Below are 15,996 nucleotides of genomic sequence, written 5' to 3' on the forward strand. Positions count from 1 at the left end.
ACAGTGAAACCGGTCAAAGTAGGCATCTGTGGGTTAGGGACCGTCGGTGGCGGTACCTTCAACGTACTTCAGCGCAACGCCGAGGAAATTGCTCGTCGTGCCGGGCGTGGAATCGAAGTGGCACAAATTGCCATGCGCACGCCAAAGCCTCAGTTCCAAACGACCGGTATTGCGATTACCACCGATGTCTTCGAAGTGGCCACGAACCCTGAGATCGACATCGTCATAGAGCTGATGGGCGGCTACACCGTTGCCCGCGAGCTGGTACTCAAGGCCATCGAGAATGGCAAGCATGTGGTCACCGCGAACAAGGCACTGATCGCCGTTCACGGTAATGAGATTTTCGCCAAGGCACGCGAGAAAGGCGTGATCGTGGCGTTCGAAGCGGCTGTGGCCGGTGGCATTCCGGTGATCAAGGCGATCCGCGAAGGCCTGTCCGCCAACCGCATCAACTGGGTTGCCGGGATCATCAACGGCACCGGCAACTTCATCCTTACCGAAATGCGCGAGAAGGGTCGCACCTTCGAAGACGTACTCGCCGAGGCGCAAGCCCTGGGTTACGCCGAAGCCGATCCGACCTTTGACGTTGAAGGCATCGACGCGGCCCACAAGCTGACGATCCTGGCCTCCATCGCCTTCGGCATCCCGCTGCAATTCGACAAGGCTTACACCGAAGGCATCACCAAGCTGACAACCGCTGACGTGAACTACGCCGAAGCGCTGGGCTATCGCATCAAGCACCTTGGCGTCGCTCGCAGCACCGCGTCCGGCATCGAGTTGCGCGTGCACCCGACGCTGATCCCGGCCGATCGCCTGATCGCCAACGTCAATGGCGTGATGAACGCGGTGATGGTCAACGGTGATGCGGCCGGTTCGACCCTGTTCTACGGCGCTGGCGCTGGCATGGAGCCGACCGCTTCGTCGGTGATCGCTGACCTGGTGGACGTGGTTCGCGCCATGACCTCCGACCCGGAGAACCGTGTGCCGCACCTGGCCTTCCAGCCGGATTCACTGTCGGCGCACCCGATCCTGCCAATCGAAGCGTGCGAAAGTGCCTACTACCTGCGCATTCAGGCGAAAGACCATCCGGGCGTACTGGCCCAGGTCGCGAGCATCCTGTCGGAGCGTGGCATCAACATCGAATCGATCATGCAGAAAGAAGTCGAAGAGCATGACGGCCTGGTGCCAATGATCCTGTTGACCCACCGTGTGCTGGAACAGCACATGAACGACGCGATCGCCGCGCTGGAGGCCTTGGCAGGCGTAGTCGGTCCGGTCGTTCGGATCCGCGTCGAGCACCTGAACTAAGCCGTTATCGTTCACCGGGCCTGCGTGCGGGCCCGGGTTTGCGAACACTGTCTATTGGAGCCAGTCATGCGTTATATCAGTACCCGCGGCCAGGCACCGGCCCTGAATTTCGAAGATGTCCTGCTGGCCGGTCTTGCCACCGACGGCGGTCTGTACGTCCCGGAAAACCTGCCACGTTTCACCCAGGAAGAAATCGCTTCCTGGGCCGGCCTGCCGTATCACGAGCTGGCCTTCCGGGTGATGCGCCCGTTCGTCACCGGCAGCATCCCTGATGCCGATTTCAAAAAGATCCTTGAAGAAACCTACGGTGTGTTCTCGCACAGCGCCGTGGCACCGTTGCGTCAGCTGAATGGCAATGAATGGGTGCTCGAGCTGTTCCACGGCCCGACCCTGGCGTTCAAGGACTTCGCCCTGCAACTGCTCGGTCGTCTGCTCGACTACGTGCTGGAAAAACGCGGCGAGCGCGTGGTCATCGTCGGCGCCACTTCCGGCGACACCGGTTCGGCCGCCATCGAAGGCTGCAAGCACTGCGAAAACGTCGACATCTTCATCCTGCACCCGCACAACCGCGTGTCCGAAGTGCAGCGTCGGCAGATGACCACCCTTTTCGGCGAGAACATCCACAACATCGCCATCGAAGGCAACTTCGATGACTGCCAGGAAATGGTCAAGGCGAGCTTCGCCGACCAGAGCTTCCTCAAGGGCACGCGTCTGGTGGCGGTGAACTCGATCAACTGGGCGCGGATCATGGCCCAGATCGTTTACTACTTCCACGCAGCCCTGCAGTTGGGCGGCCCGGCGCGCTCGGTGTCGTTCTCGGTGCCGACCGGCAACTTCGGCGACATCTTCGCCGGTTACCTGGCACGCAACATGGGCCTGCCGATCAACCAGTTGATCGTCGCCACCAACCGCAACGACATCCTGCACCGCTTCATGAGCGGCAATCAGTACGTCAAGGAAACCCTGCACGCCACGTTGTCGCCGTCGATGGACATCATGGTGTCGTCGAACTTCGAGCGTCTGCTGTTCGACCTGCACGGTCGCAACGGCGCAGCGATTGCCGGTTTGATGGACAGCTTCAAGCAGGGCGGCGGTTTCAGCGTCGAACAGGAACGCTGGACCGAAGCCCGCAAACTGTTCGATTCTCTGGCCGTGGATGACGCGCAAACCTGCGAAACCATCGCCGAAGTCTACGAGCAAACCGGCGAGCTGTTGGATCCGCACACCGCCATCGGCGTGAAGGCTGCGCGCGAATGCCGTCGTAGCCTGGATATTCCAATGGTGATCCTCGGCACGGCCCATCCGGTCAAATTCCCGGATGCAGTGGAGAAAGCCGGCGTAGGAAAAGCGCTTGAACTACCTGCACATCTTTCTGATTTGTTTGAGCGAGATGAGCGTTGCACCGTGTTGCCGAACGATTTGAAAGCCGTGCAGGCCTTTGTCAGTCAGCATGGCAACCGCGGCAAGCCTCTGTAACCGGTAAAAGCTGTCACATTTTGAAGCCCGTCTCCTGACGGGCTTTCTCATTTCTGCATGCCACACTTGTCGTGTTTTCGCCCCAGAAAGGATGGGCGAGTTGATTGCGAAGGAAGTGGTAATGCTGTTTTTCAGAGGGTTAAAGCCAGCCGTGTGCTGGATGTTTTTGATCGGCGTCCTGGGCTTGGCTCAAGCAGGGGCGGCCGCACAATTGGCGACGCCCGAGTCCAGGGGGGCGGGCGTCGGCGCAACCATCGAACTGGATGCTCAGGAATTGAGGTGGATTGCCGAGCACCCGCAAGTCATCGTCTCGTCAGTGCAATACCCGCTTTATCTGTTCAAGGATGAACACGGTCAGTGGAGCGGTCTGAACAACGATCTGCTCAATCGCATCAGTGCCATGACGGGCTTGCAGTTTGTTCACGAAGAGTCGTTTTCCACCGATCAACTGCTCGGGCGTCTGGAAAGTGGCGAGGCGGACATGAGCACAACGCTGGCAATGAATGACGAGCGTAAGGCGTTCCTGGATTTCAGTCATGCATTCGGTGGCGCTGGATGGGTGTTTGTCGGACGGGCAGGCGCACCGGTCGTGCACGATCTGGCGCAGTTGGCGAAAAGAGTACTGGTGTTGCCGGCCCGGCATGCACTCGAAGGCACAATTCGCCGCGACTACCCAGCGATCGAGTTGCGCACGGTCAAGACTTACGCTGAAGCCAGGGCGCTGGTTGAAAGTGGTGAAGCCTTTGCCACCATCGAAAATGAAATCGGAGCGCAGCTCTATCCGTTGGGGCAACTCAAGGTCGGGCGCGGCGTGGAGGGTAAATGGGAGGCTGATCACCTCGCGGTACGCAAAGGTCAGTCGCCGTTGCTGAGCATACTCAACAAGGCGCTTGAGGCCTTTCCTGCGGCCGACTTGCGCGCCATTCGCTTGAAATGGCTCAACGGTATCGCTCCCGTCGAGTCTCCTTCTCGCTGGCGGCAGATGACTCACTGGGTTTGCTGGGGCATGTTTATCGTCAGCCTGTTCGGACTGCTTTCCTTGCTCTGGAACCGCAGGCTCGCGGCGCTGATCAAGCAGCGCGTAGACGCTGAGAAGGGGCTCGGCGATCAGCTTGCTTTCCAGCATGCGTTGATCGACGCCATGCCCGATCCGATGTTTGTTCGTGATCTGCAAGGGCGTTTGATCATGTGCAACAAAAGTTATGAGGAGAGCCTCGGCACCCGTTTTGACCAGGTTCAGGGGCGACGGCTGGTTGAGCTCGATGTGCTGCCGGCGGAAACCGCAGCGCTGCTGCATGCTGAATTCATGGCGCAGATGGAGACCCGAAAGTCACGCTTCAGTGAACGTCAATTGCTGTTCAACAACGGTGTCCGGGACATCTACCAATGGACGGTGCCGTTCTACAGCGCCGACGGCCAATTGCGAGGGTTGCTGGGGGGATGGACTGATATCGGTCACCGGACAAGGCACCTGTGAACAGGCTGTTTTTTCCCTGTCATCTTTGCCGTGCATGCTCTATCGACCAGGGACGCCGACGCGTCTGCACCTGGAATCCAGAACTTTCTTCTCGGGCCGGTGGTCATTTACTGTGAACACGCCCCAGGCACTTTGTTTTCGGACTATTGAGTGGTGATCGAGATGGAAAGTATCAGTCTATTGCTCGGTGAGGCTCTGAGCCCGTATCAGGTCAAGCTGACCCCGTCGGGCGCCCATGGCGAATGCCTGGTGACACTGAAGAATGCGACCGGCGCAATCGTGGTCGAACGGGCGTTCAATCAAGCTCAGTTAACCGATTACCGTCTGCTGACGGATGTCGTCGACGGTTTGCACCGTGACGTGCTGATTGCCGAAGGACGGCTGGAACCCTGCGTCATCGCGGCGCTGCGCAATGCGGCCCAGGATAAGGTCCTGGCCAATCGAAATTGAATTGTTCTTTTGTGGGAACCTTCCTGCGCTCAGGTCGTCAGACCATGTAACAGCAGGATCAAGCATTGTGCTCCGGTGCTTGTAGCTTGCTGCCACTGGTCTTTATGTAGACCACGTTTAACCCCGAGTCGTCTCCCCACTTCTCGGGGTTTCTTTTGCCTGCGATTTGTCACGGCTGCGCCTGATGCTCGAAGAACACTCGGGATTCTTCGAGGTAAGCGTTGCGACTTTCCGGGTCGAGCCACGCGGCGTAGGCCTCGCTCAACTGGGCGCGGGGCAGTTTGCGCAGCAGCTGATTGATCTCGACGATCGCTTGCCGGCCTATGGGCGTGTCGGTACAGCCGATATAACCGGACAAGAATTTTTCCGCGCCACGAATCGGGTAAAACTGCAGCTCATCCTCCGCGATTCCCTGCTGCTGGGCCTGGTAACGGATTTCCGGGCGATAGCCCAGTAGCAGACGCAATCGTCCCAAACGTTGCATTTGCAGAAGGCTGCCCAAGGCATCGTTGCCGTAGTGCAGCGTCAGCGCGTCGGGTGGCGCTTGCTTGAGCAGTGCATCGAGGTACTCGCCATAGTTGCGCTCGGCGATGATGCCCAGTTTCTCGCGGCCACTGGCGAGCAGGGCGGCCAAGTCCAGTTCACCGTCCTGAATAAAGGGTGCCAGCACCTCACGATCCACGCGTCGAACCGCCACACCATTACTCATGGCCCGAAAAACCGGAATGGAAAACGCAATCCAGCGCTCGCGCTCCTTGCTTTTGTTCAGCGCCGCGTCGCACGTGAGGGAGGGGTCGTGGAGCATTTGCAAGCCGCGTGCGCGATTGACCCGCATCAGCGTGTGTTCGTATTGCGGCATGCCGGCAATCAACAGCGGCAACAGTTGATCGATAACGCCCTGGCCTTTTTTCGGTCCTTCGAAGATCGTCAATGGCGGCAAATCACGCATCAGCCAGATCAGCGTTTCTTTGGGTTGCGCCATCGCGGATGGGGCCAGCCCGGCGAGCAGGAGCGTAACCAGCAACGCGCGCACCACCCGCCCGCCATGCGTCAGGCAGAATCTGATGGACTGCGCTAGCCGGCGCCTCAGCTTAGATGGCTCCGTCTTTGCGCAGTTGTGCAATCTGCGACGCGTCATAGCCAAGTTCTTGGAGTACCTGTGCGTTGTGCTCACCCAGTTGTGGCCCGACCCATTCGCAATCGCCGGGTGTCTCAGAGAGTTTCGGCACAATCCCCGGCATCTTGAAGTCTTTACCGTCCGGCAGCTTGGCCTGCAGGAACATTTCCCGGGCCAGGTACTGCGGATCGCTGAACATGTCTTCGGCGCTGAAGATTCGGCTGACGGGCACGTCGGCCTGATTCAGCTGCGTGAGCACGGTGTCCAGCGGCTGCGAATTGACCCAGCGATCAATCACCCCGTAAATCTCGTCACGGCGGCTGTCGCGTCCATCGTTGCTGGCCAGCACCGGGTCGTTGGCCAGGTCTTCGCGACCGATGACCAGCATGAAGCGTTTGAAGATCGCATCGCCGTTGGCGCCGATCTGCACATGCTTGCCGTCGGCGCTGGTGTGGATCGAGGAAGGCGTGATGCCCGGCATGATGTTGCCGGTGCGCTCACGGATGAAACCGAACACGTCGAACTCCGGCACCATGCTTTCCATCATGGCGAAGATTGCTTCATACAGCGCCACGTCCACCACCTGGCCCTTGCCACCGTTGACCTCGCGGTGACGCAACGCCATCAGTGCGCCAATCACACCCCAGAGCGCGGCAATCGAGTCGCCGATGGAAATCCCGGTGCGCACCGGTGGCCGGTCTTCGAAGCCGGTGATGTAGCGCAGGCCGCCCATGGATTCACCGACGGCGCCAAAACCGGGTTGATCCTTCATCGGCCCGGTCTGGCCGAAGCCCGACAGCCGTACCATCACCAGTTTCGGGTTGAGGGCGTGCAAGACATCCCAGCCCAGGCCAAGTTTTTCCAACACGCCAGGGCGAAAATTCTCGATCAGGATGTCCGCTTCGCTCAGCAGTTTTTTCAGAATGGCCAGGCCGTCCGGGTGTTTCAGGTTCAGGGTCAGGGACTTTTTATTGCGGGCCTGGACGAACCACCACAGCGAGGTGCCTTCGTAGAGTTTTCGCCATTTGCGCAGCGGATCACCGCCGTCGGGGGATTCGATCTTGATCACTTCGGCGCCGAACTCAGCGCAAATGCGCGAGGCAAACGGCCCGGCGATCAAGGTGCCCAACTCGATGACTTTCAGACCTGAGAGCGGTTTGGCGGTGAACGGCATGCTGGATCCTGTAGGACAAAGGCTGAGCGGATATAGCCTTTTAACATAGCCCAACGTCAGACGACCAAGCTTCATCGCCTTCTATTCGTTGATTGCCTACTGCATCGGTTAGACTTGCCGCCTTTCCTCGTATCAAGAAGCCCGTTCATGGCCCAGCCGTCCACGACCTACAAGTTTGAACTGAACCTCACCGACCTCGACCGCAGCGTTTACGAGAGCGTGAAGCAGACCATCGCCCGTCACCCTTCGGAAACCGAAGAGCGCATGACCGTGCGGCTGCTGGCCTACGCCTTCTGGTACAACGAGCAACTGTCGTTCGGTCGCGGTCTGTCAGACGTGGATGAACCCGCCCTGTGGGAAAAGAGCCTGGACGACCGTGTCCTGCACTGGATCGAAGTCGGTCAGCCGGACGCCGATCGCTTGACCTGGTGCTCGCGCCGTACCGAGCGTACCAGCCTGTTGGCTTACGGCAGCCTGCGCGTCTGGGAAACCAAGGTTATCCCGGCGATCAAAAACCTGAAAAACGTGCACATCGCGGCCGTGCCTCAGGACATCCTGGAAACCCTGGCCAAAGATATGCCCCGCGTTATCAAGTGGGACGTGATGATCAGCGAAGGGACGATTTTCGTCACCGACGACCGGGGTCAGCATGAAGTCCAGTTGCAGTGGCTGAGTGGCGAACGCGGCTGATTTTTCGCCGTTCGTCCGCGTTATCCGGTTTTATCCTACGTATTCAAGAGAAGCACCTGTCACCCCATGCGCATCGAACCTCGCCTGTTGCCCGACACCCTGCCATTCCTCGGCGACCTGCCGCCGCTGCTGACGCGTCTTTACGCGGCGCGGGGCGTGCAATCGGAGGCGGAACTGGACAAGAGCCTGGCGCGGCTGATTCCGTTCCAGCAGCTCAAAGGTATCGATGCGGCGGTGGATTTGCTGGTCACGGCGCTCGAACAACGCCAGCGGATTCTGATTGTTGGTGACTTCGACGCCGATGGCGCGACCGCCAGTACCGTGGGCGTGCTGGGGTTGCGGCTGCTGGGCGCGGCCCATGTTGATTATCTGGTGCCGAACCGATTCGAGTATGGCTACGGCCTGACCCCGGAAATCGTTGAAGTGGCGCTGACGCGCACGCCTCAGTTGCTGATTACGGTGGACAACGGCATCTCCAGCGTCGAAGGCGTGGCGGCGGCGAAAAAGGCTGGCCTCAACGTGCTGGTCACCGACCACCACTTGCCCGGCGACGAACTGCCGTTGGCCGATGCCATCGTCAATCCGAACCAGCCCGGTTGCGAATTTCCGAGCAAGGCACTGGCCGGCGTCGGGGTAATTTTCTATGTGTTGATGGCCCTGCGCGCGCGGTTGCGCAGCCTCGGCTGGTACGCGAACACGCCGCAGCCGAACATCGGCGAATTGTTGGACCTGGTGGCACTAGGCAGTGTCGCCGACGTCGTGCCGCTGGATGCCAACAACCGGATTCTGGTGCACCAGGGCCTGGAGCGGATTCGCGCCGGCCGCGCCCGTCCGGGCATCAAGGCGATTCTCGAAGTCGCCAAGCGTGAACCGGCACGCATCACCTCGACCGACCTGGGCTTCATCGTCGGCCCGCGCCTGAATGCGGCGGGGCGCCTGGATGACATGAGTCTGGGCATCGAATGCCTGATCACCGATGACGCGGGGTTGGCGCGGGAAATGGCCGTGCAGCTCGACGGCATGAACCAGGACCGCAAGTCCATCGAGCAGGGCATGCAGCGTGAAGCGCTGGCTCAGCTCAAGGATTTGCCGGTCGAATCGATGCCGTTTGGCCTGTGCCTGTTTGATCCCGAGTGGCACCAAGGTGTCATCGGCATCCTCGCTTCGCGTATGAAAGAGCGCTATTTCCGTCCGACCATTGCCTTTGCCGATGCTGGCGATGGTTTGCTCAAGGGCTCGGGGCGTTCGGTTCAGGGCTTTCATATTCGTGACGCCTTGAGTGTGGTGGCCGCGCAGCATCCGAACCTGATCAGCAAGTACGGTGGCCACGCCATGGCGGCCGGTTTGACCTTGCCGGAAGCGAATTTTCCGCTGTTCGCCGAGGCCTTTGACGCAGAAGTGCGCCGGCAATTGCGCGAAGAAGACCTGACCGGGCGTCTGCTGTCGGACGGGGTTTTGGCCGTCGAAGAATTCCATCTTGAACTTGCTCGTGCCCTGCGCCATGCCGGACCTTGGGGGCAGCACTTCCCGGAGCCGTTGTTTCATGGCGTGTTTCAGTTGGTTGAACAGCGCGTCGTCGGCGAGCGGCACCTCAAAGTGGTGCTCAAAAGTGAATGTGGCTCGGTGAAGCTTGATGGCATCGCCTTCGGTATCGACCGCGACATCTGGCCGAATCCGACCATCAAATGGGTGGAACTGGCCTACAAACTCGACCTCAACGAGTTTCGCGGGAACGAGACCGTACAGCTGATGATTGCCCACATCGAACCGCGATAGTGGCTACCTGCTTTTGTGGCGAGGGGGCTTGCCCCCGTTGGGCTGCGCAGCAGCCCTGAAATCCGCGATTCATTTACGCCAGATCCACCGTATCGCATGATTTACGACTGCTACGCAGCCGAACGGGGACAAGCCCCCTCGCCACAGATACTGCTTTGATCTCTCATTTGGGGTGTTTCAATTCTTGAACCCTCCCTCATCCCCCGATGTCGACTAGGCTCTAAGCACTGCTTGATTATCCTTGTGACGTCTTGTCCAATTTTTGCCCGCGGGGGCGGGTGCTGCGCCTTTTTCCTGTCACTCGTCGACTATTCAAACAGAACCCTGGAGCCTGCCCACTGATTCGAGAGGTGCCCCATGAGTCTGCTGCTTGAACCCTATACCCTTCGTCAATTGACCCTGCTCAACCGCATTGCCGTGTCACCGATGTGCCAGTACTCCAGCGTCGATGGACTGGCCAATGACTGGCACCTGGTCCACCTCGGCAGCCGCGCCGTCGGTGGAGCCGGCCTGATTTTTACCGAAGCCACGGCGGTCACGGCCGACGGGCGCATCACCGCCGAGGATCTCGGCTTGTGGAATGACGAACAGATCGAACCCCTGCAACGCATCACGCGCTTCATCGCCGCCCAGGGCGCGGTGGCCGGCATTCAACTGGCCCACGCCGGGCGTAAGGCCAGCACCCATCGGCCGTGGATCGGCAAGCATGGCAGTGTCAAACCCGAAGATGGCGGCTGGGTGCCGGTGGGGCCGTCGCCGATTGCTTTCGACCCGCAGCACACCCATCCGAAGCCGCTGGATGAAAGCGAGATTGCAGCGGTGATTCAGGCCTTTGTCGCCTCAGCCAAGCGAGCGCTGACTGCCGGTTTCAAAGTGGTCGAAGTCCATGCCGCTCACGGTTACCTGCTGCATCAGTTTCTTTCGCCACTGAGCAATCAGCGACGCGATCAATATGGCGGCTCGTTCGAAAACCGCATTCGGCTGGTGCTGCAAGTCACCGAAGCTGTACGTGCGGTTTGGCCAGAGGAGCTGCCGGTATTTGTGCGAGTGTCGGCCACCGATTGGGTGGAAGACGGCTGGAACCCCGATGAAACAGTGGAATTGGCGCGGCGCCTGAAAGACCTGGGCGTGGACCTGATTGACGTCTCGTCGGGCGGTACCGCGGCCAACGCCGAAATTCCTACTGGTCCGGGCTACCAGACCCGCTTTGCCGAACGGGTGCGCAAGGAGTCAGACATCGCCACCGGCACGGTAGGAATGATTACCGAACCGGCCCAGGCCGAGCACATATTGCGCACCTGCCAGGCGGACATCATCTTCCTTGCGCGGGAGCTGTTGCGCGATCCGTACTGGCCACTGCATGCCGATGATGATCTGGGCGGACGCAAGGCGATCTGGCCGGCGCAGTATCAGCGGGCGACCCATCGGGATCAGCCGATTCATGAGTCTGATTTGCGGGACTGAATGCGGCTGTAAAAGCAAAAAGCCCCGATCGATGTGATCGGGGCTTTTGCGATTCTGGGCGGAAACATTTGTCGTCTGTCAGGCCGTCTTCGCGAGCATGCTCGCTCCCACATTGAGTCTTCATGAAATACAAATGTTGTATCCAACGAAGATCCCCTGTGGGAGCGAGCCTGCTCGCGAAGGGGCCGGCCCAGACAGCCTTTTACTATCAGGTGTACTTGCGCTTATCCGGTGCCGGCGGGAAATACTGGTACAACCAGGTCTCACTCAGCGTCCGGTCATTGGTGCGAATGAACAACCGCAGCTCAACCGGCGCCACGCTGTCATTGGTCGGGTACCAATCGAAGGTAATCCGATAGCCCTTGATGTCATCCAGCACCAGCACGTTGAAATCCTTCACCTCGCCGTTCGAGCAGGTCACCACGGGCTCGATCCCCGCACCTTCCGGCAAACGGTCCAGGCCGCCACCGGTGAAGTCCACGGCAAAGCGTCGTGCCCAGACTTCCGGGTAATGCTCGCCCGGTGCCCAGCCTTCGATAAAGCCGCCCATGCCCGAGCGGGTCGCATTGACCCGCGCCAGCGGCGTGCTCACCGGTGGCAGGGCGCTCCAGTAGAGCTTGTAGCCGTAGTTCAGGGAATCACCGGCCGCGACCGGTTTCTTAGGGGTCCAGAACGCAACGATGTTATCGAGGGTTTCGCCGGTTGTAGGAATTTCCAACAGGTCGATAGAGCCTTCGCCCCACGCGGTCGTAGGTTCTACCCACAGGCTTGGACGCTTGCTGTACCAGTCGACGGTGTCCTGATAATTGGCGAACTCGTGATCGGTCTGCACCAGGCCGAAACCTTTCGGGTCGGTGTCGGCGAAGGCGTTGAACTGCAGGGTCGCCGGGTTGTTCAGCGGGCGGCAGATCCACTCGCCGTTACCGCGCCACATGGCCAGTCGGTCGGAGTCGTGGATTTGCGGGTGAATGGTGTCGCACATGCGGCGCTCGTGCGTGCCGCAGCTGAACATGCTGGTCATCGGTGCGATGCCCAGTTGCTCAATGGCGGTGCGCGCGTTGATGTGAGCGTCAATCTCCATCACCACGCGTTCGGCCTGGCAATCGATGTCAAAGCGATAGGCGCCAGTGGCGCTCGGCGAATCCAGCAGCGCGTAGACCACAAAGCGGGTGCTGTCCTTGCCCGGGGTCTCGAACCAGAACTTGGTGAAGTCCGGGAACTCCTCACGCTTCTTCGCGTAGGTATCGACCGCCAGCCCGCGTGCCGACAGACCGTACTGGCCAGTGGCGTCTACTGCACGGAAATAACTGGCGCCGAGGAAGGACAACACGTCATGCCTGTCCAGTTCCGGCGCCTTGAACAGCTTGAACCCGGAAAACCCCAGGTCGCCGGTAAGCTGCTTGGTGTCGACCGTGGTTTTTTCATAGTTGAACAGGGAAGGGCGGAAATGCACTTCACGGGCCTGGCGGGTCTTGGGATCAACGCTGTACATGCGCACCGGCTGCTTGAACCCCATGCCGACGTGGAAAAACTGCACATCCAGCTGACCGTTCAAGTCTTTCCACAGCGAGTGGTTGCCGTCGTAGCGGATCGCGTTGAAATTCTGCGGCGTCATGGTCGCCAGGGTCGGCGGCAGCACCTGCTTGGTGTCCTGATAGCGATTGCCGGCGAGTTGCTTGGCTTGAATCTTCAGCGCCTCGAAATCGAACGCCTGCGCCTCGCCATCCGCGGTGCCGGTGCCCGCCCAGGCACGGGCGGCCAGCAGGCCAGTGGCCGACAAACCGGTGTAGGCAGCGATGGCCATGGACGCTTTGAGCAAATTCCTGCGATGCATAAGTACAACCTGTCGTGAACAATCCCGCGCCGTTCCTGGCACGTGCTGGATCAAAAATATCGGTTCGGACATGCCTTGGCCAAACGCAACGGACTAGGGGGGCGTTCTCAATTAGTTTCCCCTCCGCGCCGGGTCTGCTGTTGTGCAGGGCAAGGCGCGAGAAGCGAGGTTTGGTCATTCCAAATAAGCTTCGAGCAACGCAGCCCTGCACAACAGCAGGCCCGGCCCTTCGGGTTGTGCCTTAAAACGGGTCAGGCTGCGTTGCAGGCCTTGGAAAGGGAACAACCATTCCCAGAGGCCTGCGCCTTGCCTGGCCCGTTTTAAGGCGACAACGCGGAGGGGAAACTAATTGAGAACGCCCCCTACACAGATGCCAAATAGCTTAAACCGTTCGGTTGCAGAGAAAAAATGATTGGTAGCACTTTGATGATGCGGCAATGAAACAAGAAATGTCGGTTAAGTTTTCCGACAGCACTTTCTGATTTATAGGGCATTTCTGCTTTTTTTGACTAATTACTCTAAAAACCGCTTTTCAGCGCCGCGAATGTTCCTATTCTGTGTTCATGACCGGCTCTGTCCTTCAGGCTGGCGGCTAATGAAAAGGATAGGGCGATGCGGTTTTTGAAGTTTTCTCGGGCTTATAGAAGGACATCGTCCATGACGAAAGTACAAGGCATCACTGAAATGCTGGGAATCTTCCCTTGCCTGGCGACCGGGCGACGAAGGCATCGCCTCAGTTCGGACGAAATGAAGTTGCTGGAGCGGTATCGCGAGCTGTCGGAAAACGACCGGATTGCGATGCGGTATCTGGTGGATGCGATGCGGAGTGTTTCGCGGTTTTAAGGAGGTACGACGTTCAGCCGCGATAGTGTTGCGGCTGAATGTCGCCGATTACCAGTTCTGCGATCGCTCTGCCCGCTGGTGCAGAACACGCAGCACCTGTATCTGGCCATGCATCAATCGATAGGGTGCGATAAATGGATAACGACCGAATACCAGCTCTCGTACATCGGGTACTACTGAAGGCCTTCCTGATCCTGGAAATTGCTCCAGTTGACGGAAGGATTGCAGAAAAATCGCTATGACCTCCAATGCGGCATCAGCACCAAGGACGCCTTGGTAATACTCATGAATAGAATCGAGGTCACTTTCAGCTTTTTCAGTCAGTACTACGCTCGGCACGTTTTGCCCACTTAGCCTTCACGGCATCCAGATCGGTGAGTTTTCCTGCGTCGGCGTCTTTTATGCCGTCGCTTATGGCTTGTAGATGCCATGACTCGGCTTCTACATATCGAACCAATGCACGCTTGAGATGATACTGACGGTCTCGATCGGTAGCCGCTGCCAGATTATCCAGCTGTTGGGCCAGCGTTTCTTCAACTCGAAAAGACAAAACGGGCGAGGCCATGGTGGCTCTCCTAAAATGTATACGCTGTAAACGACGTAAACACCCTAGGTCTTACTGGCTTGTTCGTCAACCGATCGCCTTGCATTGGTTTGAAGAAACCTTAGCGGGCGAAAGAAGAACGGGAGGAAGGGATGTATTTCGAAATGCAATGAGTGCCCCGCTCCCGATGATGGTAGCGGGGCAAACTCGTTCACCGACTAACCTTCCAAACATCCCCGCAGGCTCACGCCTACACTGGGCTGCTTCCCCCAGCCTTCATCTACAGGTGCCCACGATCGTGAACGGCCGTTGCGCCTGCATCAGGTCAGGCATGTCCCGCCACTTGATCCATGCCTGATTCTGCCAATGCAACAGCGGCACCGAGATGCCTGCCCACTGCAATGAACTCAGGCTTGGAATGTTATCCACAGCCGCTTTCGACTCACGCAGCGTCGGGATGACTTCGTTGCTTAGCCACTGACGCAGGTTTCGGTTTTCCGGGATGAAATGATGGACCAGCAAGGCATACATTCCCGATTCGCTGACCATCAGCGATTCGACGATTTTGCCGTCCTTCAGCAACCAGACATATCGGCGTTGATCGGGATCGAGTTTCAGGGTGAGGCGTTGGTCCAGCGGACGGCCCATCAAGCGACCGAGGTCCTGGACGCAGAACCAGGCTTGGTTGTCCTGAATGAAGGCGTGGAGGAAGCGGTTGTGGCGGGTGAAGACAGCAGGGATGAAATGAGGATGGGTTTCAGACGGATTTAGCGTGTGCTTAAGCATTTTTTCGACTCCATGTTGAAAAAAGGAGCCGCCACTAATCCTTCGACAGATTTGGGTGGCGGACCGTGCGGCGTTCGAAGTCGGGACATTCTCGATCAACATGCAAGCCAAGAGGCCCGCGCCACACGGCCCACCATAAAGCGAAACTGAAGGCAAAAATTGCCCCAGTTCATATGGGGGCGCGGATGCGCCATGTTGATGATTTACCGGCTTCGACCCCGGGTCGCTGATTTGGCAGCGACGAGGTCAAGCCTATCGTTCAGGCGCTCGCGGCGCCAAGTCTACTCTGGCGCCGCGTGTTGTAGGAATTGGAGCTTCTAACGGAAGGCTCGGTCTGTAGGAATTTCCTGTTTTTGCATGAGAGTCAGCGCCACGCGGCGTTCGACTGGAATCTCTGTTTTTCATTGCCTATGGTCAAAAAGCGCCAAGGAAATTTCGGTGCTTAACGGACAGGCTGACAAATGGAGAATGCCTTGAAAGTATCCCTCAAACAGATAAATGGTCCTTGGGACCTGGGATGGGTGCTGGACAAGCACATGATAAGTAGTACCTTCCTAGGGGAAGATGAGCACGGAAACCCACGCTTCGATAACCACCGGACCGAGGTAGGACAGGCAACCTACCAGCTCAAATACCAGAAGGATTGGTCTCAGGTGGGCCCTCTTGCTCAAGCGGTCGCTGCGAATGTTTTACCTAAGCTTGCTCAAGTAGGGTTCGTCGTTCCTATGCCGGCTTCGAATGTACGTCCCCGACAACCCGTTACCGAGGTAGCCGTGGAGTTAGGACGAATAATAGGAAAGCCTGTATTCTCGGATTTACTCCGAAAGGCCGCTACGGGGCAATCGCTTAAGGATTTGCATTCCAAGGCTGAAAAGGTTGCTGCTATTGGAGCTAGTTTCAGCGTGAATGATCAAATCACCAGTTCAGGCTGTTGGAATGTGTTGGTCGTTGATGATTTGTTTGACAGTGGGGCGTCAATGGATGCTGCCTGTGCTGCTTTGCGTAAGTATCCAAAAGTAGGGAAGATTTACGTCGCGGCATTAACTTGGAAATGAAC

At 58.5% G+C, this 15,996-nt stretch carries 15 protein-coding genes; 9 read left to right on the forward strand and 6 right to left on the reverse strand.

Going from position 1 to position 15,996, the window contains the following annotated elements; all coding sequences use genetic code 11:
* Positions 1-3: 3 nt before the first annotated feature.
* The 4 genes from ACA075_RS05210 (at position 4) to ACA075_RS05225 (ending at position 4,711) form a co-directional block, all read left to right on the forward strand.
* Positions 4-1,308 (forward strand): homoserine dehydrogenase, encoded by a 1,305-nt coding sequence (locus ACA075_RS05210; protein ID WP_219095836.1) that lies wholly within the window; start codon positions 4-6, stop codon positions 1,306-1,308.
* 66 nt (positions 1,309-1,374) lie between these two features.
* Positions 1,375-2,784: a threonine synthase gene (gene thrC / locus ACA075_RS05215; protein ID WP_497297569.1), complete on the forward strand. Its 1,410-nt coding sequence runs from the start codon at positions 1,375-1,377 to the stop codon at positions 2,782-2,784.
* Between the two features lie 121 nt (positions 2,785-2,905).
* Positions 2,906-4,261: a transporter substrate-binding domain-containing protein gene (locus tag ACA075_RS05220; protein WP_497297570.1), complete on the forward strand. Its 1,356-nt coding sequence runs from the start codon at positions 2,906-2,908 to the stop codon at positions 4,259-4,261.
* A gap of 162 nt (positions 4,262-4,423) precedes the next feature.
* The gene (locus tag ACA075_RS05225; RefSeq protein ID WP_497297571.1) at positions 4,424-4,711 is read left to right on the forward strand and encodes a DUF3509 domain-containing protein; all 288 of its coding nucleotides are present in this window, start codon (positions 4,424-4,426) and stop codon (positions 4,709-4,711) included.
* Positions 4,712-4,880: 169 nt separating this feature from the next.
* Here the strand turns inward: ACA075_RS05225 and ACA075_RS05230 are convergent, their stop codons facing one another.
* Both ACA075_RS05230 and ACA075_RS05235 read right to left on the reverse strand, forming a co-directional pair.
* Positions 4,881-5,849: a TIGR02285 family protein gene (locus ACA075_RS05230; protein ID WP_497297572.1), complete on the reverse strand. Its 969-nt coding sequence runs from the start codon at positions 5,847-5,849 to the stop codon at positions 4,881-4,883.
* A complete protein-coding gene (locus ACA075_RS05235; protein ID WP_497297573.1) occupies positions 5,803-7,002 on the reverse strand; it encodes a CaiB/BaiF CoA transferase family protein in 1,200 nt (399 codons plus the stop codon). Before ACA075_RS05235 ends, ACA075_RS05230 begins: the two co-directional genes overlap by 47 nt.
* A gap of 147 nt (positions 7,003-7,149) precedes the next feature.
* Between ACA075_RS05235 and ACA075_RS05240 the strand changes: the two genes are divergently transcribed.
* The 3 genes from ACA075_RS05240 (at position 7,150) to ACA075_RS05250 (ending at position 10,932) form a co-directional block, all read left to right on the forward strand.
* Positions 7,150-7,692, forward strand: coding sequence for a YaeQ family protein (locus ACA075_RS05240; RefSeq protein WP_010462971.1), 543 nt, complete (start codon positions 7,150-7,152; stop codon positions 7,690-7,692).
* A gap of 66 nt (positions 7,693-7,758) precedes the next feature.
* Positions 7,759-9,468 carry a single-stranded-DNA-specific exonuclease RecJ gene (gene recJ / locus ACA075_RS05245; protein ID WP_497297574.1) on the forward strand — a complete coding sequence of 570 codons (1,710 nt, stop codon included), beginning with the start codon at positions 7,759-7,761 and terminating at the stop codon, positions 9,466-9,468.
* Between the two features lie 357 nt (positions 9,469-9,825).
* Entirely contained in the window at positions 9,826-10,932 is a 1,107-nt protein-coding gene (locus ACA075_RS05250; RefSeq protein ID WP_497297575.1) for an NADH:flavin oxidoreductase/NADH oxidase, read from the forward strand.
* A gap of 208 nt (positions 10,933-11,140) precedes the next feature.
* Here the strand turns inward: ACA075_RS05250 and ACA075_RS05255 are convergent, their stop codons facing one another.
* The gene (locus tag ACA075_RS05255) at positions 11,141-12,766 is read right to left on the reverse strand and encodes a glucan biosynthesis protein D (RefSeq protein WP_497297576.1); all 1,626 of its coding nucleotides are present in this window, start codon (positions 12,764-12,766) and stop codon (positions 11,141-11,143) included.
* A gap of 657 nt (positions 12,767-13,423) precedes the next feature.
* Here ACA075_RS05255 and ACA075_RS05260 point away from each other — a divergent pair.
* On the forward strand, positions 13,424-13,609 hold the full coding sequence (locus ACA075_RS05260) for a hypothetical protein (protein ID WP_010462962.1): 186 nt from the start codon (positions 13,424-13,426) through the stop codon (positions 13,607-13,609).
* Between the two features lie 48 nt (positions 13,610-13,657).
* On the opposite strand, the gene ACA075_RS05265 is transcribed toward ACA075_RS05260, so the two are convergent.
* The 3 genes from ACA075_RS05265 to ACA075_RS05275 all read right to left on the reverse strand — a co-directional run bounded on the left by ACA075_RS05265 (position 13,658) and on the right by ACA075_RS05275 (position 14,939).
* On the reverse strand, positions 13,658-13,948 hold the full coding sequence (locus ACA075_RS05265; protein WP_497297577.1) for a type II toxin-antitoxin system RelE/ParE family toxin: 291 nt from the start codon (positions 13,946-13,948) through the stop codon (positions 13,658-13,660).
* A complete protein-coding gene (locus tag ACA075_RS05270) occupies positions 13,926-14,174 on the reverse strand; it encodes a CopG family ribbon-helix-helix protein (protein WP_134101860.1) in 249 nt (82 codons plus the stop codon). Before ACA075_RS05270 ends, ACA075_RS05265 begins: the two co-directional genes overlap by 23 nt.
* Before the next feature lie 255 nt (positions 14,175-14,429).
* Complete coding sequence (locus tag ACA075_RS05275) at positions 14,430-14,939, reverse strand: BRO-N domain-containing protein (RefSeq protein WP_497297578.1); 510 nt, start codon at positions 14,937-14,939, stop codon at positions 14,430-14,432.
* Positions 14,940-15,412: 473 nt separating this feature from the next.
* Between ACA075_RS05275 and ACA075_RS05280 the strand changes: the two genes are divergently transcribed.
* Positions 15,413-15,994 (forward strand): ComF family protein, encoded by a 582-nt coding sequence (locus ACA075_RS05280; RefSeq protein WP_497297579.1) that lies wholly within the window; start codon positions 15,413-15,415, stop codon positions 15,992-15,994.
* Positions 15,995-15,996: the final 2 nt, after the last annotated feature.

It is taken from the genome of Pseudomonas sp. LBUM1663, from assembly GCF_059695905.1.